General features: G+C 56.7%; 14 protein-coding genes and 1 riboswitch. Of the genes, 10 read left to right on the top strand and 4 right to left on the bottom strand.

Annotated features, from left to right (window positions below):
- Window positions 1-21: 21 nt before the first annotated feature.
- Window positions 22-219 carry a CopG family transcriptional regulator gene (locus A3224_RS12765; RefSeq protein ID WP_067155326.1) on the bottom strand — a complete coding sequence of 66 codons (198 nt, stop codon included), beginning with the start codon at window positions 217-219 and terminating at the stop codon, window positions 22-24.
- A 132-nt stretch (window positions 220-351) separates the two neighbouring features.
- Here A3224_RS12765 and dauA point away from each other — a divergent pair, with 132 nt between their 5' ends.
- From dauA to cobO, 7 genes are all read left to right on the top strand, one after another.
- Complete coding sequence (gene dauA, locus A3224_RS12760; RefSeq protein WP_067155323.1) at window positions 352-2,115, top strand: C4-dicarboxylic acid transporter DauA; 1,764 nt, start codon at window positions 352-354, stop codon at window positions 2,113-2,115.
- Between the two features lie 154 nt (window positions 2,116-2,269).
- On the top strand, window positions 2,270-3,664 hold the full coding sequence (gene radA / locus A3224_RS12755) for a DNA repair protein RadA (RefSeq protein WP_407939253.1): 1,395 nt from the start codon (window positions 2,270-2,272) through the stop codon (window positions 3,662-3,664).
- A gap of 47 nt (window positions 3,665-3,711) precedes the next feature.
- Window positions 3,712-4,521, top strand: a complete 810-nt coding sequence (locus A3224_RS12750; RefSeq protein ID WP_156481481.1) for an ABC transporter substrate-binding protein — start codon at window positions 3,712-3,714, stop codon at window positions 4,519-4,521.
- The gene (locus tag A3224_RS12745; RefSeq protein ID WP_067155314.1) at window positions 4,505-5,500 is read left to right on the top strand and encodes a FecCD family ABC transporter permease; all 996 of its coding nucleotides are present in this window, start codon (window positions 4,505-4,507) and stop codon (window positions 5,498-5,500) included. Before A3224_RS12750 ends, A3224_RS12745 begins: the two co-directional genes overlap by 17 nt.
- Window positions 5,497-6,279, top strand: a complete 783-nt coding sequence (locus tag A3224_RS12740) for an ABC transporter ATP-binding protein (RefSeq protein WP_067155311.1) — start codon at window positions 5,497-5,499, stop codon at window positions 6,277-6,279. The genes A3224_RS12745 and A3224_RS12740 overlap by 4 nt, the downstream gene beginning before the upstream one ends.
- Window positions 6,280-6,608: 329 nt before the next feature.
- A riboswitch (cobalamin riboswitch) is annotated at window positions 6,609-6,778 on the top strand.
- Between the two features lie 103 nt (window positions 6,779-6,881).
- Entirely contained in the window at window positions 6,882-8,702 is a 1,821-nt protein-coding gene (locus tag A3224_RS12735; RefSeq protein ID WP_067155308.1) for a TonB-dependent receptor plug domain-containing protein, read from the top strand.
- A gap of 95 nt (window positions 8,703-8,797) precedes the next feature.
- Window positions 8,798-9,418, top strand: coding sequence for a cob(I)yrinic acid a,c-diamide adenosyltransferase (gene cobO / locus A3224_RS12730; protein ID WP_067155305.1), 621 nt, complete (start codon window positions 8,798-8,800; stop codon window positions 9,416-9,418).
- A 1-nt stretch (window position 9,419) separates the two neighbouring features.
- Here the strand turns inward: cobO and A3224_RS12725 are convergent, their stop codons facing one another.
- Complete coding sequence (locus A3224_RS12725) at window positions 9,420-10,478, bottom strand: AraC family transcriptional regulator (protein WP_067155302.1); 1,059 nt, start codon at window positions 10,476-10,478, stop codon at window positions 9,420-9,422.
- Between the two features lie 997 nt (window positions 10,479-11,475).
- On the opposite strand from A3224_RS12725, the gene A3224_RS12720 reads away from it, so the two are divergent.
- Window positions 11,476-12,177 (top strand): glutamine amidotransferase-related protein, encoded by a 702-nt coding sequence (locus A3224_RS12720; RefSeq protein WP_067155299.1) that lies wholly within the window; start codon window positions 11,476-11,478, stop codon window positions 12,175-12,177.
- Window positions 12,178-12,231: 54 nt separating this feature from the next.
- Here the strand turns inward: A3224_RS12720 and A3224_RS12715 are convergent, their stop codons facing one another.
- Window positions 12,232-12,780 carry a thioredoxin family protein gene (locus A3224_RS12715; RefSeq protein ID WP_067157975.1) on the bottom strand — a complete coding sequence of 183 codons (549 nt, stop codon included), beginning with the start codon at window positions 12,778-12,780 and terminating at the stop codon, window positions 12,232-12,234.
- A 1,109-nt stretch (window positions 12,781-13,889) separates the two neighbouring features.
- Between A3224_RS12715 and A3224_RS12705 the strand changes: the two genes are divergently transcribed.
- Window positions 13,890-16,943 (top strand): TonB-dependent receptor, encoded by a 3,054-nt coding sequence (locus A3224_RS12705; protein WP_067155294.1) that lies wholly within the window; start codon window positions 13,890-13,892, stop codon window positions 16,941-16,943.
- 130 nt (window positions 16,944-17,073) lie between these two features.
- Here the strand turns inward: A3224_RS12705 and ettA are convergent, their stop codons facing one another.
- Window positions 17,074-18,738 carry an energy-dependent translational throttle protein EttA gene (ettA, locus tag A3224_RS12700; RefSeq protein WP_067155291.1) on the bottom strand — a complete coding sequence of 555 codons (1,665 nt, stop codon included), beginning with the start codon at window positions 18,736-18,738 and terminating at the stop codon, window positions 17,074-17,076.
- Between the two features lie 145 nt (window positions 18,739-18,883).
- On the opposite strand from ettA, the gene A3224_RS12695 reads away from it, so the two are divergent.
- On the top strand, window positions 18,884-19,987 hold the full coding sequence (locus A3224_RS12695; RefSeq protein WP_067155288.1) for an enoyl-CoA hydratase/isomerase family protein: 1,104 nt from the start codon (window positions 18,884-18,886) through the stop codon (window positions 19,985-19,987).
- Window positions 19,988-20,237 lie beyond the last annotated feature (250 nt).

Raw genomic sequence — 20,237 nt, 5'->3', positions numbered from 1 at the left:
AGCGAATTAATCAGAGGTTCCTTAATTAGTGGCTCCCTCACTATCCTGGCCGAACACCTGCTTTTTCCAGTCGGCCCCCAGCTGCTCCTCGATATACTCGCGAATAAACTGCCGGACTTTCTGCGACGGGGTAACGTCTTCCTGCGCACACAGTTTTTCGAATACCGCCTTCTTCTTGGGGTCGATCAACAGTGTCAGCCGGGCTGTGCGGTTTTCCATGGGGGAACCTCTCGTTTTCTCTCTTATGAGTTATACATGTTAATCATATTAACATTGAAGATGCTTTAAATGAGAGGATAATGCGCATAAATCTTCCCTTCACATTGCTCTCCACGGGTTTGAACCGCAACTATGGCGCACCGCAAGCATCTGCTTTCTCTTAGAGTCGCCCACGCCCTACGGGATGCGCTGGGTGAGCATTCCTATGACAGGCGGACTTTCGCCAAGGATCTAATCGCCGGTGTTACCGTCGGCATTATCGCCATACCTCTGGCCATGGCGCTGGCCATCGCCTGTGGCGTGGCGCCGCAGTACGGTCTTTACAGCGCTTTTGTCGCTGGCTTCCTGATTCCGCTGCTGGGCGGTTCGCGCTACAGCGTATCGGGGCCCACGGCGGCCTTTGTGGTGATTCTGGCTCCGGTGGTTCAGCAGTACGGCCTTGCCGGTCTGCTGATCGCCAGTGTGTTGGCGGGAGCCATGCAGTTGCTGTTGGCCCTGATGCGGCTGGGGCGTTATATCGAATACATCCCCGAATCGGTCACCCTGGGGTTCACCGGGGGCATTGCGGTGGTGATCGCCACTTTGCAATTGAAGGATTTTATGGGGCTTCCTGTTGCGGAAATGCCGGAGCACTTTACCGGCAAGATGCTGACCCTGATGGAGGCCATGCCCGCCTTTTCATCGCCCAGCCTCACTGTCGGCCTGGCGACATTGGCGGTAATGCTGGTCTGGCCGCGCCTGAAAACGCCGCTGCCGCCACACCTGCCCGCAGTACTGGTGGGTACCATGGTTGCTCTGGCGTTGAACCGGATGGGTCAGGATGTTCCAACCGTGGGGTCCACCTTCAGCTATTCCCTGGCGGACGGTATTTCCGGAGCGGGCATTCCCCCGGTGCTGCCGGACTTTCAATGGCCCTGGGGGCGCACTCAGCCCGGGGAGACACCGCTGGTCTTCAGCTGGCAGCTGGCGGGGGATCTGCTGTCCGCGGCTTTTGCCATCGCCATGCTGGGCGCCATTGAATCTCTGTTGTGCGCGGTGGTGCTCGACGGCATGACCGGCAAAAAGCACAGTGCGAACAGCGAACTCCTAGGCCAGGGGATCGGCAATATGGTCACGCCGTTTTTTGGCGGTATTACCGCCACTGCCGCCATCGCCCGCTCCGCCGCCAATGTGAAGGCGGGCGCGCAGACTCCGATTGCCGCCATGATCCACGCGCTGGTGGTGCTGGTTGCACTGGTGTCTCTGTCGCGCCTGCTCGGTCATCTGCCGATGGCCAGTATGGCCGCGCTCCTGATGGTGGTCGCGTGGAATATGAGTGAGGCCCCCAAAGCTGTGCAGCTCATCAAAAAGGCGCCGCGCAGCGATGTATTGGTGTTTGCTGTGTGCTTTTCCCTCACCGTGTTGTTTGACATGGTGATTGCCATCACCGCCGGTGTGGTGCTCGCTTCCCTGCTGTTTATGAAAAATATGGCGGAGATGACCCGGGTGGCGGAGGTGACCGGTAACCGCAAGCTGGTGGATGTGGATGTCCCGGAGGGGTGGCGGGTTTTCAAAATCAATGGGCCGCTCTTTTTTGCCGCGGCGGACCGGGTATTCGGCGAGCTGTCTCTGCAGTGCGAGCGGCAGCGGGGCATTGTTGTGTATCTGGATGCGGTGCCCATCCTCGATGCGGGGGGCTTGTCCGCACTCACTAATTTCCTGGGAAAATGCGCGGCTTCGGATACCCGGGTGTATCTGGCGGATTTCCAGTATCAGCCTCTGAAAACGCTGGCGAAAGCCGGATTCAAGCCGGACCAATGGGGTTGCACGCTCTTCCCGACACTGGCCGATGCATTGAGCCGAGTAGCCGATTCCGCCGGCCGAATCGATTCTTCTGTCCGGGAAAGTGGCAACTAAACGCTGAGGTGGGGCCTGGTCTATCGTGTACCGGCCCCAGTGCGCGAGCTCCCCGCACGGCGGCGCAGCAGCGCCTGCAGGAGAAAGCCGGGTCCGCTTCCGGTACACTCCCCCGCGATAGCAGAGTATGTGCCCCATTAATGCGGAGCGAGATTTGGCCAAGAAGCAGAAAACTGCCTACGTGTGTAACGAGTGCGGCGCCGACTATAGCAAGTGGGCTGGTCAGTGCAGTGCCTGTGGCACCTGGAACAGCCTCAGTGAGGTGCGCCTGGGCCCGGAGCACAGGGACAGCCGCGCAGCTAACTTTACCGATGCCCAGTCCGGTTACGCCGGCGCCGCAGGTAGTGGCAAGGTCCAGAATCTGTCCGAAATCGATCTCGGCGAACTGCCGCGTATCCCTACTGGCGCCGGGGAGTTGGACCGGGTGCTGGGCGGTGGTCTGGTGCCGGGATCGGTGGTGTTGATCGGCGGCCATCCCGGCGCCGGTAAATCCACCATACTGCTGCAGACCCTCTGCCAATTGTCTGGAACCATGCCCGCGCTCTATATCACTGGCGAGGAATCGCTGCAGCAGGTGGCTATGCGCGCTAAGCGTCTGGGGTTGCCGGCGGAGCATCTGCAGTTGCTCAGTGAGACCGATGTGGAGCGCATTTGCCACGTGGCCAAAGAGGTCAAGCCGAAGGTGATGGTGGTGGATTCCATCCAGGTGATGCATATGAGCGAGGTGCAGTCGGCCCCCGGCTCCGTGGCTCAGGTGCGCGAGAGCGCGGCCTACCTGACCCGCTTCGCCAAGCAGACGGGCACAGCGTTGATTCTGGTCGGTCATGTGACAAAAGACGGCAGCATCGCCGGACCCAAAGTGCTGGAGCACATAATCGACTGCTCGATACTGCTCGAGTCCACCCACGATTCCCGCTTTCGCACCCTGCGCGCGCACAAGAACCGCTTCGGCGCAGTGAATGAGCTGGGAGTCTTCGCGATGACCGAGCAGGGCCTGAGGGAAGTCTCCAATCCCTCGGCGATATTCCTGCAGCGCGCCGAGGAAGTTGCGGCGGGTTCAGTGGTGACTTCCGTATGGGAAGGGACCCGGCCGCTGCTGGTGGAACTGCAGGCACTGGTGGACGACAGCAGCCTGGGCAATCCGCGCCGCGTCGCCGTGGGCCTGGATCAGAACCGTCTGAATATGCTGCTGGCCGTCCTGCACCGCCACGGCGGTATTCTTGTCGGTGACCAGGATGTATTTATCAACGTGGTTGGCGGGGTCAAGGTGATGGAGACCAGCGCCGATCTGACACTGCTGTTGGCTGTGGTATCCAGCTTTCGCAACCGGCCGCTGCCGCGCGACCTGATGGTCTTCGGCGAGGTGGGCCTGGCCGGAGAGATACGCCCCGTGCCTTCTGGCCAGGAGCGGCTGCGCGAGGCGGCCAAGCACGGCTTTCGCAAGGCGATTGTGCCCGCCGCCAACCGGCTGAAAAATGATATCGAAGGCATGGAGATGCATCCGGTGAAAACCCTGGCAGAGGCCTTGGCGGCGATCGATATGGGCTGATCCCGCGGGCGCTTGCGAATTCAGGTGTGGCGGAGAACACCGAAAAAATGAAGCAAATACTCCTGCTGACCTCTCTGCTGTTGTCTGCGAGCGCAACGGCCTATGAGCGTATCGCGTCACTCAATCTTTGCCTCGACCAGATGCTTCTCAGCTGGGTGCCTGCGGAAAAGATTGCCTCGGTCACCTGGCTTTCCGCCGACGACCACTACCGCTCGGCGCCACTACCGGAAAACATCCACTTAAACCGCGGGCGGGCGGAAGAGTTGGTGCCTCTGGCGCCGGACCTGATTCTGGTGGGCGAGTTTGGCGCCCAGCGGGCAGCGCGGCGTTTGCGGGATTTGGGGATGAAGGTGGTCTCCATTCCCGATGCCTACAGCCTCAAGCAGCTGCAGGAGCAGCTGGCGGCGCTGGAAAACGTCCTCGGGCCATTGCCGCCGCTGCAAAAACAACAAAGGCAATTGCAGGAACTACTTGCCAGACCCGTACCGGAATCAGAGGCCAGTGCGCTGATTCTCTCTGCCAATAACATCACTTACGGTCGGGGTATGCTGGAGCATCAGTTGCTGGCGCGGGCGGGCTTTGCCAATCTCGCCGCCGAGCGGGGTGTGGAACAACTGGGGCGTGTCAGCCTGGAGGAGGTGATCGCGCTTCAACCGGATTTGCTGGTGCTCTACGGCGGCGAGAGCGATTTTGCCCTGGCGCACTTGGCCTTTCGCCACCCGGTATTGAAATCCTATATCGATGGCCATCGCCTCTACACTTTGCCGGCGGAGCTGGGTTTTTGCCCGGCGCTGGTGGCTGCAGATGTGTTGAAACAACTTACCGAAAAGAGAAAAAAACTTGTCGCGCAGCAATAGATGGTTCTTTTTCCTCATCGTTTTCGCTTTATTGCTGGCACTGATCGCGGCGCTTGCCAGCGGTCCCGTGTCCATTAATTTGAGCTCGGCCCTGGCGGAAGGTTGGCGCAGTGAAAACAGCGATGCGGTGATTCTGTGGCAGCTGCGCCTGCCGCGGGCGCTGCTGGCGATAATGGTCGGCGCGGCCCTGGGGATGGGCGGCGCGGCCATGCAGGGGATGCTGCGCAATCCGCTGGCGGAACCGGCACTGTTGGGGGTTTCCAGTGGCGCGGCGCTGGCGGCAATTCTGCTGCTTTACTACGGTGTGGCCTGGCAGTCCGGCTGGCTGCTGCCACTGCTCGCGATAGCAGGTGCCTTTTGCTCGGTGGCCTGCGTATGGATGCTGGCCGGGCGCGGTGCCAGCGCCAGTCGCCTGGTGCTGGCGGGGGTGGCGATCAATGCCTTTCTGTCCGCGTTGATGGCACTGGCTCTGAACTATGCGCCGAGCATGTTCGCAATGCAGGAGATTGTCTTCTGGTTGCTGGGCTCGCTGGCCAATCGCGGCTGGGACCAGCTGCTGCTGGCACTGCCGTTTATTCTCGCCGGTGCCGCTTTACTGTTTGCTGCGCGCAACTATCTGCGCGCCCTCTCTCTGGGGGAAGCCACCGCCGCCTCGCTGGGATTTCGCGGCCGCCGCTACCCGCTGCTGGTTCTGGCCGGCATCGCCGCTGCTGTGGGGGCGGCGGTGGCGGTGGCGGGTACTATCGGTTTTGTCGGCCTGGTGGTACCGCATCTGATGCGGCCGCTGGTGAGGCAGGACCCGGGGCGCCTGTTGTGGGCCAGCGCGCTCGCCGGCGCGCTGCTTTTGTTAATTGCAGATATTTTGGTGATCAATATAGTCGGCGCTCAGGAGCTGCGCATCGGCGCGGTGACGGCTTTTCTCGGAGCGCCTTTCTTTTTCTGGCTGATCGTCAGTGCGCGCCGGGGGCAGTCGCTGTGAGGGAAAGCAAGAAGCTCGAAGTCTCTTGTCTGAAGCTCGGCTTGGCGCGTCAGCACCGCGAGGTGTTGCGCGGTATCAACGCCACCTTTAAACCGTACGAGCTGACCGCAGTGGTGGGACCCAACGGTGCCGGAAAAAGCAGTCTGCTCAACTGCTTGGCCGGCGTGCTGGCGCCGACTGCCGGGCAGATCGAGTTCGATGGAAGACCGGTGCAGTGTTTGTCGGCGACTCAGCGCGCGCGCTTCTGCGCCTATCTGCCCCAGGCGGAGACGCCGGCCTGGCGCCTGGAGGCCGCCGATCTGGTGGCGCTGGGGTTGTTGCCCTGGGGGCAGCCCGCGGACAGCGCGGCGCGAGTGACGCATGCCCTGAAACTGGTGGATGGATTGCAGTTTGCCCGCCGCCCTGTCACTCAGCTCTCTGGCGGCGAGCTGCGCCGGGTGCAGATCGCGCGCCTGCTGGTGGGCGAGGCGCCGTTACTGGTTGCCGACGAACCCACCGCGGCGCTGGATATTCGCCATCAGCTGCAGCTGATGCAGACTTTCCGCAAGCTGGCGGATGCGGGGCACACCGTGGTGCTGGCACTGCACGACCTGTCCCTGGCCGCGCGCTTCTGCGACCGTATTTTGTTGTTGCAAGACGGGCGGCTGCTCGCCCAGGGGGCGCCCGAGGATGTCTTCAGCCCGGCGTTGATCGGCGATGTTTACGGGGTACGCTGTGAACTCCGCCGCTGCGGCGGCGTGCTGGAATTTGTCGCTGTGGATCTGCTCGAACGTCCTTAGGGAGCCTCTGATTAATTCGCGTGAACGCTTTGGTTAGTTCCGTGGCGCTCAGGCAATAGGATGGCCATTTCGAAAACGCACGAGTACTTCCCTGTAGCTCCGACGGATACATCCCTGTATCCGACGGTTTCGAAATGGCCATCCTATCACCTGAGCTTCTCATCTAGCTCTAAAGAATTTTTACTGTCAGGAAGCGAATTAATCAGAGGTGCCTTAGGTTCTCCAAAAGTGTTGGCAACTCTCAAGTGAACGAACCTGAGGCCCTTTCGCACACCGGGTTGAGTGCCCGCGCTGGATGCGCAAGGTGTGCTCCCGCAACGCCGACTGCTATACTGCCGCCCGCCCTGGGTGCCCAGCAGCGCGATGCGCTTGGCTGGGGTAAACGGGAAGTCCGGTGGAGGTTTCAGGTATTTTCCTGAGGTCGATTCCGGCGCTGCCCCCGCAACGGTGATTCAGATTATCTGATCAGCCCGATACCGGCCCTCGGCATACACAGGATAAAGCGGAGGGCTTTGTCTGATCCGTGTGCCTCTATCCCTCAGCGCACCGATTGCACTCACCCTCCCTCAATCCGTACACACATTCGAGATTGGGGAATCACCATGAAAAAAACGCTTATCGCTGCGGCCCTTGTTGCCGCCGGCCAGCCGCTGCTGTCTGCAGCTGATACTCTGGAGCAGGTCACCGTTACGGCCAGTCGTACCGAAACTCCCAAACGGGAAGTGGGCGTCTCTGTTTCAGTCCTTACACAGGCGGATATTCAGCGCATGGGATACGATAGCTTGTTGGATGTGATCCGCACATTGCCGGGAATTTCCGTCAGCAACAGCGGCGGTGCCGGCAAGGTCAGCTCCGTATTTATTCGCGGTGAGAGCAACTACCGCACTCTGGTTTTACTGGATGGGGTCAATATCGCCGATCCTTCCGCGCCGCAGGTAGGCGCCCAGTTCCAGCACTTACAGGTGGCGGATATCGAGCGCATCGAAGTGCTGCGCGGTCCCCAAGGCATGATGTACGGCGCCGGTGCCGGAGGGGTTATCAATATCATCAGCCGCAAAACCAGTGAGCCGCTGCGCGCGCAATTGGACCTGGAAGCCGGTCGCTATGGCACGCAAAAAACCGCTGCCAGTCTGGGGGGAAGCAGCGACGGATGGAATTACGATCTAAGCATCAGTGACTTTTCCACCGACGGCTTTAACGCGATGGAGGCCGATGACAGCGGTGAGCGGGACGGTTACGACAACGTCAGCGGCAGCGCTCGGCTGGGCTATCAGTTTAATGAGGCTTTCTCTCTCGAAGGGCAATTACAACGGACGGAAACCGAAACCGGGTACGATAACTGCGGTTTTCTGTTCTTTGTTAATGATTGTATGGATCGCTATAACCAGAGCAGCGCCAGGGTGAGCGGCAAATATCAACAGGCGACCTCCGGCCACGAGCTGTCTGTCGCCAGCACGGATATTGAGCGGGAAGCCTTTGCCTTCGGTGAACCCTCCTACGGCTTCGACGGCGCGATCAGCGAATTGAACTATATCGGCAAGAGTGCGCTGGGCGGCGGACAGCTGTTGTGGGGAGGTGAATACGAACAACAGGAGTTCACCAGTAACTTCAGCGAGCAGGATATCGACAGCCTGGGGATCTTCGCTGAGTGGCGCAGTGATATCGCCGATAAGGTGTTCTACACCCTGGGTTACCGCCGCGACAGCCTGGAAACCGACGACCATAACAGTTGGCGTGCATCCGTGGCTTATCCGGTATTGCTGGGTGACAATCAGCAGCTGAAGTACCGGGCCAGTTACGGTACCGGCTACCGTGCGCCCAGTCCCTACGAGGTAGGGCTCAATCTCTCGGAAGGCGTGGAAGCCGTCGGACCTGAAACCAGCCGCGGTTATGAGCTGGGCTTGGAGTATCAGTTGGCCAGACTGCTGCAGCTGGAAATTACCTATTTCGACCAGGAAATTACTGACGCAATTGTCTACGACTATACTCTGGGCTCCTGGGGCGCCTACCGCCAGGATGACGGCGACAGCTACTCCGAGGGGGTAGAGCTGTCCTTGAACGGCAGCCTGGGGGAGCGTTTCGGATGGTATTTTAACGGTACTTGGCTGGACGCCGTGGATACTACAGGCGCGCAGCGCTCACTGGTTCCGCAGCGGGTCTGCAATCTGGGCTTTAGTTACAGCCTGCTCGCAGACAAGCTGACTTTGAATGGCAATTGGCGGCGGGCGGAGGACATTCTGGATTCCTCTGGTGAGGCGCTGGATGACTACAGCAAGCTGGATTTGAACCTCGCCTATCGCCTGACGGAAAAGCTGCGCCTGACCTTGCGCGGTGAAAATATTCTGGATGAAGACTACCGCGAAGTGGGGGGGTACTATACCGCCGGCGCGGCTGTGTATGCCGGGGTACAGCTGACTCTGTAGCCCGCGTTTTTATACGGAGCGGTTGGCCGCCGCTCCGTGTATGCACAGCGTTTTCAGCTCTACAATGTTGTTATCAATCCTAATCCCGTATCCCCATGAGTGCCCCGGAAGAAAAAGCCAAACGCCACAAGAAGCGCATGCAGGCGCGCAAAAAAATCGTTGACGAAGGTGTGGCGAAAGCACTGGAGGAGCGGGGCGTAGTTGTACTCTATACCGGTGATGGCAAGGGCAAGACCACCGCGGCGGTGGGCACAGTGGCCCGCGCGCTGGGCTACGGCTATAAGGTGGTGGTGGCGCAGTTTATTAAGGGAGTCTGGGAATGTGGGGAGAAATATCTGTTAACCCAATTGCCAGAGCAGCGCTACCGGCTCGAATGGCACGAGATGGGCACGGATTTTACCTGGGAAACACAGGACTACGAGGCGGACAAGGCAGCCGCCCGGGCCCTCTGGGAAAAGGCACTGGCGGCGCTCAGGGATGAGAGCGTCTATCTGGTGGTGCTCGATGAACTCACTTATGCCTTGAATTTTCACTGGCTGGAAAAGCGGGAAGTGCTCGAGGCGATCCAAGGGCGACCGCGGGGGCAAACTGTCATTATCACCGGGCGTGGAGCAAAACAATATCTGAGGGATATTGCTGATACCATTAGCGAAATGCGCCCGGTCAAACACGCCTTCAACGATGGCATTGCCGCACGCAAGGGCATCGAATGGTAGATCAGGTGTCCGCTTCTGTTTCCGCCTGCTGTGGTGCTGCTCCGGCTTCCTTTTTCAGTAGCTGCCGGCGCCGTTTTAGCGGCGTAATGCCATACCAGCGGCGGCAGGCCCGGTTAAAGGAACTTTGCTCTCGGTAGCCGAGTTGTGCCGCAATCTGGATCATGGGGATATTCGGCTCCGCTAGATAAGTTTCTGCATGTGCGCGGCGAATATCATCGAGCAGTTCTTCAAAGATGATATCGTGCTCCGCCAGCCGGCGTTGCAGTGTGCGCTTGTGCAGCCCGAGCTGGTTGGCCACTTCCTGCAGATTGCAGCGTTGTACAGGTAACAGGTGGTAAATCAATTGTTCCACCTGGTGCTTCAGGTCCATGGTCTCCTGCTGCGGTGTCGCTTCCGTTGCGTCGCCCGGACGTGGGGCGCCCGGACATCCGGGCTTTACTCCTGGCACGACCTTTCTATCGAGTTGTTCGGCACTGAGTATCAGTGCGTCCCGCAGGCGGGAAAAGATTACCGGCGCAGTGAAAAAATCGTGGTAGCTGTTGTGTAGGGGGACGTCGCAGCTTCGCCAGACGGCTACGGGCGCTGAACGGGCGTTACTGAGCATTGTCATGGCCCTTTGCGTCAAGCCCATAATCCATTCTGCGCTCTGTGGGGGCAGCGGGCAGCCGTTATTGGTGTCAAATAACAAACATCCGTGCCCGGTTCTATCGTCGCGGTCGAATGAAATTTGGAATCCGCCGGTGTATTGATAGAGATTGTGGGAGATGGTCTCGAGGGCTTCGCCGACAGTGGATGCGTTCAGAGCCTCTGTCCCTAGAGATCCAAGGGCCCTGAGATCCTGCCGCCGCGCCAGGCGCAGGCCGAAATCCGCACAGCTTAACAGCCGGGCGGTGTTTTCGATCAGTCTGACGGTGGAGCGATAGGGTAGCACCCCCTCAAGCGCTTTTACTTTATCGGGTTCAATATCGAACCTGCGCAATAGTGTATCCGCGTCGCCATTGAGCTGATTAACCAGATCATAAAATCCCATCAATGAAGTGGTCTGGATCAGTTGTGTCATACCTCTTTGAATCCCTGCTGGCCCCAGTAGCACTGGGTAAATCGTGTGCTGTGATCTGAGCACCACGGTTAGCGGCGGCTATATGTTTTTATGGTGATCGCTGTCCTTGTGCTTTCTAGTAGCGGGAAAACCGATTTCGTCGGCAAGACGACGGTGACATTGTCATCATGCGGGGAACGAACTTTGATGTGGAAGTAGGGCGACGGATGACCTAGCCGGATTCACCGGTACGGCGAGGGGCAGGGCAGCTGCAATTAGCAGTCATGACCGACTTCCCATATTTTTTTTCGGCGTTCCGCAGATGTTTTCCCTGGGCATCCGGCCGCGGGGATTGCTGGTTGCAGTTACCTCTTAGCCGAATATTACCCGTTTATAGTGAATAGTTATTTGGCTTTTGGTGACTTTTAGTGCCATCTTCTCATGGAGAATTCGGACATATTTCCATTTTTGTTTTTATTATTGGTAAGTTGTTTGTCTATATAAGTTATCGACCAACGTATGTTTTAATTTATGGGTCTTTTAAAAAATAATTATTTCTCGATAGGGCTGTTTCTCTAAAATGCTCTCCGTGAACACATTGCGGTTGTCGGTCGCGATGTAAGAATTCCAGGGGGATCGCTTCGTCTACCCTTGAGGCCCGTAAATTCCACGGCGGGGTAGGGACATCATCGTCGCGAATGGTGCAGGAATGTTCTACCTCTTACCCAAAAGCTTCTCTACTCTCATTTATAAATTGATGCGAGGGCAGGGAGATACAATAATCATGAAACATGTGGATCTGGACGAATTTTCAGCAACTGAACATCATTGTGGCTGTTAGCCTCTTAGCGCCTCCAGGTCGCAGAAAGGTAGAAGGTGATACGGCCGCGTAAAATGCGATTGGCGTGGAGCTGGTCGGTGGGGGCTGCTCGCCTGCTATTCGGCCATGGGCTGCCGAGGATATGCCATAATCCGCCTGTAAAATGGATAATCGATAGCAGAACCTAGCGGTGAATTAATGAAAATTGGTGTTTTGAAAACCGATGACGTGCGCGAGGAACTGGTGGACGACTTCGGAGAATACCCGGAGATGTTTGCCCAACTGCTGCGCAATCAGGACCCTGGTCTCGAGTTTGTCACTTATGAGGTACAACGCGGCCACTATCCCGAGGATATCGACGAGGTGGATGCCTATCTGATCACCGGCAGCAAAACCGGCGTCTACGAAGACAAAGACTGGATTCCCCCCCTGATGGAATTCGTGCGCAGGCTGCACCAACTGAAGAAGCCCACCATCGGCATCTGTTTTGGCCACCAGTTGATCGCTCAGGCCCTGGGGGGCAGGACGCGGAAGTCTGACAAGGGGTGGGGTATTGGGGTGCACAGCTATGAGCTGCAGGAGACACCCGCCTGGATGTCCCAGCCGCTGGAGCGCTTTTCCCTGCTGGCCAGCCACCAGGATCAGGTGGAAGAGTTGCCTCCCGGCGCCAAGGTGCTGGCGGGCAGCGATTTCTGCCCTATGGCCATGATGCAGGTGGATGACCACATGCTTACCTTTCAGGCCCACCCGGAATTCACCAAACCCTACTCCAAGAGCCTGATGGAGTTGCGCAGGGAGGCGTTTGGAGAGGAGGTGGTGCAGAAGGGCCACGCCTCGCTGCAGAACGACATCCACGAGAATGTGGTTGCCAGTTGGATGCTGGATTTTTTGCGCAAATAGCGCTGCATTATGCCCCCTCTCCCATGCGTGGGAGAGGGGCAATCAGAGCCAAGCTTACTTCCACTTGATATTGCACCCCATCGAAGGGGTCTGCTCTTCGCCGGGCTTTTGCCCCGCCAACACCGCGTCGGCCGCCGCGCGCAGATCGTGCCCACTGGCCGCTTCACCACTCCCGGGCCGACTGCTGTCGAACTGGCCCCGGTATGCCAGCTTGCGGTCCTTGTCGAATAGAAAGAAATCCGGTGTACAGGCAGCGCCAAAGGCACGCGCTACTGCCTGGCTTTCATCCACCAGATAGGGAAAGGTATAACCGCGCGCGACGATTTCCTTTTGCATCTGTTCCGGACTGTCATCGGGATAGGTTTCGAAGTCGTTGCTGTTAATCGCGATAACGGTTAGCCCTGCCTTTTGATACTCCCGCGCGAATTCGGAAAGGGCGGGGGCAATATGCTTTACGTAAGGACAGTGGTTACAAATAAAAGCCACAAGTATTGGCTGGTGCGGGAGAGCGTCGCTGCTGTGCAGATTACCCGCCGCGTCCGGCAGTCTGAAATCCGGCATGGGAGTGCCGAGGGGAATCATTGTAGATGGGGTCAGTGCCATTGGTGCCTCCCGTTGCGTTGTTGAATATCCCGGCTGCAGTTTATTGGTATCCCGGATGCCGGCCAAGAGATCCACCGCGTACATCTCCGTGGGTTGGCTCTAACTATAGAATGCACAGCCTCTACAAGCGTGACTTTCTTATTCGCCGGTTTTGGAGAATGAAGCGGCACGGCGGCGCTTTGCATTAGATAGTCTCACGCAGCGGTTCAGCAAGTTGGATGATCTGCTCTCCTCTAACCACCACTGGTGGTAATCCAAACCTTTTCACCATCGCGAATACTATTGGCAGCATAACCATCCGGATCTCTGTGCAGATCTGGAGCGGTTTACGGACTGTGATGTGGAACGATTGGAGAGCGATATTGCCACTACGATGAAGCAACTGTCTGCATGGATTCCGCAAGGCCCGCGTTTGCAATAGCTAGCGTGTTTGCCCCATTTTGGCGCCCGTAGGCTCCAATACGATGCCCGCCTGGCGTGGGGAATTTCGGGGCGCAATTGGAGCCAGGTTCGCCCTTTTGCCGTCCGCTGGCACACTGGTTGGTGCTGGACAGAGCACTCTTTCCGCCAGAGGGCGCGCGGATATCGGCGTTTTCTGTGAACGCAGTTTGATACCGCGCTATATCTCGCTGAAGGCTTGGCACTGAGTGATGTGCTGTGCAAATACAACGAAAAATTCAGCTGGTTTCCTGTTGTTGATTTGATTTTCCAGGTGATGGCATAGATGTTGCAAAGTGCAAGGCGCTAGGAGGTATCTGGTGGATTATAAAAATACGTTTGTGTGTTTTCGAATAATCCACCCTGTATCTGAGTGTCCAAGGAGAGCCTTTGTTGATCGCTACGAAAAGGCCGCGCCCAAGCTCGCCGAGTAGGCAGAAGAAATTTTTTTCAAGGATTGGTGGTTTACCAGTTGGCAGAGGCGTATCAGAGAAGGTAGTGAACATGCAACCTTTAGAGAAGGACAGCAAAAGCTGAATTGCTGGACGTACATGGCAACGCTGTTTCTCAATGAGGAATCATGTCCAGTTAACGGGGAATTTACAGAAGAAAGGTTGCTTTATCTCGGACATGCCGTCATCCCAACCTATAAAACTAAAGAGGATATATGTATGAACAGGGTAAAATTTCGTCAAGGTGGGGTACCCAGAGGAAGCTATAAGTTCGCTTTTAAGCGCTCAGTACTGGCTGTTGCACTTGGATTGTGCGTTGCGAATGGTGTTCAGGCCCAAAGTACCACCGGTAGTATTCATGGTTCAGCGCCTGAAGGTGCCACAGTTATTATTACAAACAATAGCGGTTTTAGCCGTACTGTAACTGTGGATGCCTCGGGCAATTATAATATTCGATCTTTGCCAATCGGCACCTATACCGTAACTGCGAAACAGGGTGAGGAGACTATCGGAACACGCACTGTCCCCATTCGTGTGGGTGCTGGTGCTGACGTTTCTTTCGGTGACCCCGATGTCATTGAAACCGTGATGGTTACTGGAGAGCGTCTGCCGGCAATTGATACTGGAGCAACTGATACGCGTGTCGTAATAACATCTGAGCAGCTCAATCGTATGCCGATTGGTCGCTCCGCTGAGGATATTGCTCTGCTGGCTCCGGGCGCCAACGGGGGTGCTGCTGGCTACTTCGATGGCCTAGTTTCCTTCGGTGGTGCTGGCATTTCCGAAAATGCTTACTACATTAACGGCTTTATTTCCAGTGACCCTCTGTCCAACCTCGGAGGTTTTGATTTGCCGTTTGGTGCTATCGATCAGCAGGAAACCTATACGGGCGGCTACGGAGCCAAGTACGGCCGCTCTTCTGGCGGTGTGATTAATCAGGTTGGTAAACGCGGTGACAACGAGTTCCATTATGGCGCCCAGGTTGTTTTTAGACCAAAAGAATTGCGTTCTTCTGGACCTAAAACTTATTTCCAGGATATGGAACTACCGGAAGGCTATGAGTACGAAAATGAGTCTCTTGTTGGGACTTTATATGAACGTAAGAGCGAAGATTTTTCCTGGAGCAGCACCTACAGCGGCTATGTTAGTGGGCCATTAATTGAGAATACGTTGTTTGGTTTTGTAGCTTATGAAACTGAGCTTGAGGAGATGCAGAACTCACCGAAAGCGACACAAAATCAATTCCTGGAGGAGGGTGAAACTGACACGTCTAAGCTTTATGCCAAACTGGACTGGAATGTCAGTGAAGATCATCTGCTCGAATTCACATATATGCAGGAAAAGGAGGACTACGACGGCAGCTACAGTGCTTGGGAGTTTGAGAAAGGTAAAAAAGGCGAAAGTTTGGATATTTCGCCGAATGTAGATGGGCACGAAAGTGAATTTACGATTCTGAATTACACCGGTTTCCTGACGGAAACTCTGACATTGAATGCCATGTACGGGCATGGCAGCTTTACTTATTATGATACCCCTGTGGGTACCTTGGATTATCCTTATATCTCTAGTTATAGAAATCAAGATCCATCTATTGTCGGTGATAATTTTGTGCAAGGACTTGCCGGTGGTTACAACGGCCGAGATGCTGAAGATACAACTGATGGTATACGCTTAAACCTGGAGTGGGTATTGGGCGACCACACTCTCACCTTCGGTATCGACAATATGGAGTTTGAGGCCGAAAACGAAGGTACCATGCAGTTTACTGATGTTTGGGTTTATGCCCACGCCACGGACCCATCGAAACCGATTAGCTCCGTGCTAGGGGTGGGAGCCCCAGGTGGCGATGGCTACTACGTGTACCAATATTTTTATGAAACTGCTACTACTATGAAGCTGGAGCAGGATGCTTACTACATAGAAGATAGTTGGCAGGTGACTGATGATATTCTGCTGAACCTGGGACTGCGGAATGACAAGTTCACCAACTACAACAACGTCGGCGAAGCTTATATGGAATCCGATGACCAATGGGCGCCTCGTCTAGGTGTCGCTTGGGACGTGTTCGGAGATTCCTCACTGAAATTGTTTGCTAACGCTGGCCGCTATTATCTTGCTATGCCGAATAATGTGGCCATCCGCGGCGCGTCGGCTTCAACCTATACCCGTGAATATTTTACTTATACCGGTGTAGATCCGGAAACCGGAGCGCCGACAGGTCTGACGGCATTGGGCCCGGGGCCGGTTTCCTCTAACGGCGAATACGGTGAACCTGTCGATCCGCTCGCATTCGCACCGGCCGACCTGGAAAGCATGTACCAGGACGAGTACATCATGGGCTTTGAGAAGACTTTTCTCGAAGACTGGACCTACGGAGCCAAGTTCACCTTCCGGGATCTAAAATCCGGTATCGATGATGTGTGTGATCCATACAGTATGTTAGATAAATTATCCGAAATGGGGGTAGATCCCGATACGGTAGACTGGCAATACTGTTACATGTTTAACCCCGGCGACACGAACACCTTTAGCTTGGCAAACCTCGACGCGAGCGGCAATCCTACAGGTACTCGCACAGAGGTGACGATGAGTGCCGACGATTGGGGTATGCCAAAGCTGAAGCGTGAGTACAAGGCCATCGACTTGTTTGTTGAGCGTCCATTTGACGGTAAGTGGGAGCTCCGTGTCGATTACACCTACAGTAAGCTACAGGGCAATACCGAAGGGCAGGTTAAGTCCGAGTTTGGGCAGGACAATATCTCCAAGACCCAGGACTGGGATGTAGCCGAATTGATGATGTTCTCAGATGGTTATTTGGCCAATGACCGTCGTCACCAGTTGAAAGTCCGTGGTAGTTATGCGCTGACCGATGAGGTCTTGCTCAGTGCCAATGCGAGTATTAAATCTGGCATGCCGATTAGCTGCCTGGGTTACTACAATCCGGACGGCAGTATTGATGAATCCTCACCCGCAGGAGATCCAGTGAGCTATGGATCGAGCTACCACACATGCTTCGGCAGTGTGGCTGAGCCTGGCAAAGAGCGAACCCCTTGGACACGCAATCTGGACCTGGCGGTAACCTACACTCCGGCAATGTTTGAGGACAAACTGAGCCTGAGTCTGCAGGTGTTTAACGTTCTGGACGAGCAAGAACCATTGCAGGTGGATGTGACTTCGGAAGAAGGTCCGTACACTGTAAGCAACACTTACCGGGTTCCAATTGCTTATCAGACACCGCGTTATGCGATGCTGACAGCGACATTGAACTTCTGATCAGTGGTTCATCACTAATTTGACGTAAGCGATTCCGGCCCCAGTAATGGGGCCGTTTGAGGTGCCTCTTATTTGGTATACCCAAAAGTAGAAAAGCCCGTATAAATACGGGCTTTTCTGTATCCGGGTATCAGGTTTTGAGTTTCTTATACTGCATCCGATGCGGTGTCGCATCCTCACCTTTGCGCTTGATAAAGTCCTCGTGGTACTCAGTGTAGTTGCCCTCGAAGAAGACCACTTCACTCTCCCCTTCATAAGCGAGGATATGGGTGGCGACCCGGTCCAGGAACCAGCGGTCGTGCGAGATTACCAGGGCGCAGCCGGGGAAGTTCAGCAGGGCTTCTTCCAGAGCGCGCAGGGTTTCGATATCCAGGTCGTTGGAAGGTTCGTCCAGCAGAAGTACGTTGGCACCCTGTTTCAGGGTGTAGGCCAGGTGTAGGCGGCCGCGTTCACCGCCGGAAAGCTCGCCAACACGCTTCTGTTGATCTGAACCTTTGAAGTTGAAGCGACCGACGTAGTTGCGTGAACCGACCTCGTAGTTGCCGATCTTCAGTATGTCGTGACCGTCTGAGATAGCTTCCCAAACAGTTTTGTTGTCATCCAGGTTTTCGCGGCCCTGCTCTACGTAGGCGATTTTTACTGTCTCCCCGATCTTGATCTCGCCGGAATCCGGTTTTTCGGTGCCGGTGATCATGCGGAAGAGGGTGGATTTACCCGCGCCGTTACCGCCGACGATGCCGACAATGGCCCCCTTGGGAACACGGAAGGACAGGTTGTCGATCAGCAGGCGCTCGCCGAAGCCCTTGCTCACACCCACGAACTCGATGACGTTGTCACCCAGGCGCTCGCCCGGCGGAATATAGATTTCGTTGGTTTCGTTGCGGGCCTGGAATTCCTGCGATTGCATTTCCTCTAAGCGCGCCAGGCGGGCCTTACTTTTCGACTGGCGGCCTTTGGGGTTTTGACGCGCCCATTCCAGTTCTCGCTGCATGGACTTCATGCGCGCTTGTTCCGCGCGCTGCTCCAGCTCCAGACGCTTCTCTTTCTGTTCGAGCCAAGTGGTGTAGTTGCCTTCCCAGGGAATGCCGTGGCCGCGGTCGAGTTCCAGTATCCAGCCAGCCACGTTGTCGAGGAAGTAGCGGTCGTGGGTAATGGCCACCACTGTGCCGCTGAAATCGTGCAGGAAGCGCTCCAGCCAGTACACGGATTCTGCGTCCAGGTGGTTGGTGGGTTCGTCCAGCAGCAGCATGTCCGGGCGCGACAGCAGCAGGCGGCACAGGGCCACACGGCGTTTTTCGCCGCCGGATAGGGTGTTTACGTCGGCATCCCAGGGGGGCAGGCGCAGGGCGTCGGCGGCCACTTCCAGGCGGTGTTCCAGGTTGTGGGCGTCCCAGGCCTGAATGATGTCCTCGTACTGCTGTTGTTTCTTGGCCAGGGCATCGAAATCCGCGTCTGGCTCGGCGTAGTCGGCGTAGACCTGTTCCAGGCCTTTGAGGGCGTCGATCGCCTCGCGCACACCGTCTTCGACGTTGCCGCGCACATTCTTAGCCGGGTCCAGCTGTGGCTCTTGGGGCAGGTAGCCCACTTTGATACCCGGCATGGCGCGGGCTTCACCGTTGTAGTCCTGGTCCACGCCGGCCATGATGCGCAGCAGGGTGGATTTGCCGGCACCGTTCAGTCCCAACACGCCGATTTTGGCGCCGGGAAAGAAGGACAGGGAGATATCCTTGAGGATTTCGCGTTTGGGTGGCACTACCTTGCCCACCCGGTTCATGGTGTATACGTATTCGGCCATTTGGAATTCCGTTGCAGGGGTTGGACAGAAATTGCGCGCAAGTTAGCCAAAAGCCCGCCAACAATCAACCACCGCGGCGCGGCTGACTCCAGCTCGCTTCTGTGCTTAACTGCAGCGCAATCTGTACCGAAAAGCGCAATGAGAGATGGATCAGGATTCGCCAATATTATTTTCTCGCCGCGGTGCCCTGGCGACCGCAACCCTCAACCTGCCCCGGGTGCTCAATGCACTCAACCTGGAGATGATTAACCGGTTATCGCAGAAGCTCGATGAGTGGGCTGTCGATGACAGTGTGGCCGCTGTATGGATCGATGGCAGTGGCGGCAAGGCGCTCTGTGCCGGCGGTGATGTGGTGACTTTGTTCCGCGAGTCCACCGCCTACGGTGAGTCTCCGGATTACCGCTTCACTACTGAATTCTTTTCCCGCGAATACCGCCTCGATTACAAGATTCATACCTATAAAAAGCCGATAGTGGTCTGGGGTGGCGGCATAGTGATGGGCGGAGGTATCGGCATTATGGCCGGGGCCAGCCACCGTATAGTCACCGAAACCACGCGCATGGCAATGCCGGAGGTGACCATCGGTTTGTTCCCGGATGTCGGCGGCAGCTGGTTCCTGAGCCGTATGCCGGGGCGGTTGGGATTGTTTCTCGGCTTGACCGGGGCACAGTTCAATGGAGCCGATGCGCTTTTCGCGGGTATGGCGGATCGCATGCTGCCAGACGATTCGCGCGAAAAGGTACTGGAGGAATTGGCCGGGCTGCCATATGCCACAGACAGCGAGGACAACCGGCGCCAGATCAGCGATTGCCTGAAGCGGTTGCAGCTGCCACCGGAAGCGCAGCCGGCGTCAAACCTGCGCGCCCATTTTGATCAGGTTCAGCAGCTGACCGATTTCGCCTCCCTGCCGGAGGTGTGCCGCTCAATCACGGGTTACCGGGGCGGGGATGAATGGCTGCAAAAAGCCGCTGCCACACTGGCCGCTGGTTCTCCACTGACGCCCTGGATTGTTTGGGAACAACTGCGCCGCGGCCGCCATTTGTCTCTGGCCGGGGTGTTCAGAATGGAGTTGGTGCTGGCGGTCAACTTGTGTGCCAGCGGCCATTTCCGGGAGGGTGTGCGGGCACTGTTAATCGATAAGGACCGCCAGCCCAAGTGGCGCCCGGCGACTCTGGAGGAAGTATCCGCGCAGGAGGTGCAGGCCAGTTTCCAGGCCCCCTGGACAGAAAACCCCTTGGCCGACCTGTAGCTGCGTTCCTGGCCGCTCAGTCTGAACAATAACCATAATTAAGGAACCGTCAAAGTGTTGGTGCGAGCGCCCAGGTTGCTAGCGGGCGCGCGGACAATGGGGTGGCGATATTTTCGAGGCATAGGAGTGTTGCCCTATAGCACTCTTGCCGGCAGGCGACGACCGCCAAATGCCTATCCCAGCGCCGGTTTTTCCCTCTGGTGGCGAAGTCGGCTTACCGCCAGGAGGCGATGCAATCAGAGGTTCCCCA

Source organism: Microbulbifer thermotolerans, from assembly GCF_001617625.1.
Classification (GTDB): domain Bacteria; phylum Pseudomonadota; class Gammaproteobacteria; order Pseudomonadales; family Cellvibrionaceae; genus Microbulbifer; species Microbulbifer thermotolerans.
Note: the sequence above shows the minus strand (reverse complement) of the source record. Positions and strands in the feature narration are given on the sequence as shown.

Coding starts and splice junctions, on each gene's coding strand:
- A3224_RS12765 (WP_067155326.1), bottom strand. CDS start 219: ATGGAAAACCGCACAGCCCGGCTGACACTGTTGATCGACCCCAAGAAG.
- dauA (WP_067155323.1), top strand. CDS start 352: ATGGCGCACCGCAAGCATCTGCTTTCTCTTAGAGTCGCCCACGCCCTA.
- A3224_RS12750 (WP_156481481.1), top strand. CDS start 3,712: ATGAAGCAAATACTCCTGCTGACCTCTCTGCTGTTGTCTGCGAGCGCA.
- A3224_RS12735 (WP_067155308.1), top strand. CDS start 6,882: ATGAAAAAAACGCTTATCGCTGCGGCCCTTGTTGCCGCCGGCCAGCCG.
- cobO (WP_067155305.1), top strand. CDS start 8,798: ATGAGTGCCCCGGAAGAAAAAGCCAAACGCCACAAGAAGCGCATGCAG.
- A3224_RS12725 (WP_067155302.1), bottom strand. CDS start 10,478: ATGACACAACTGATCCAGACCACTTCATTGATGGGATTTTATGATCTG.
- A3224_RS12720 (WP_067155299.1), top strand. CDS start 11,476: ATGAAAATTGGTGTTTTGAAAACCGATGACGTGCGCGAGGAACTGGTG.
- A3224_RS12715 (WP_067157975.1), bottom strand. CDS start 12,780: ATGGCACTGACCCCATCTACAATGATTCCCCTCGGCACTCCCATGCCG.
- A3224_RS12705 (WP_067155294.1), top strand. CDS start 13,890: ATGAACAGGGTAAAATTTCGTCAAGGTGGGGTACCCAGAGGAAGCTAT.
- ettA (WP_067155291.1), bottom strand. CDS start 18,738: ATGGCCGAATACGTATACACCATGAACCGGGTGGGCAAGGTAGTGCCA.
- A3224_RS12695 (WP_067155288.1), top strand. CDS start 18,884: ATGGATCAGGATTCGCCAATATTATTTTCTCGCCGCGGTGCCCTGGCG.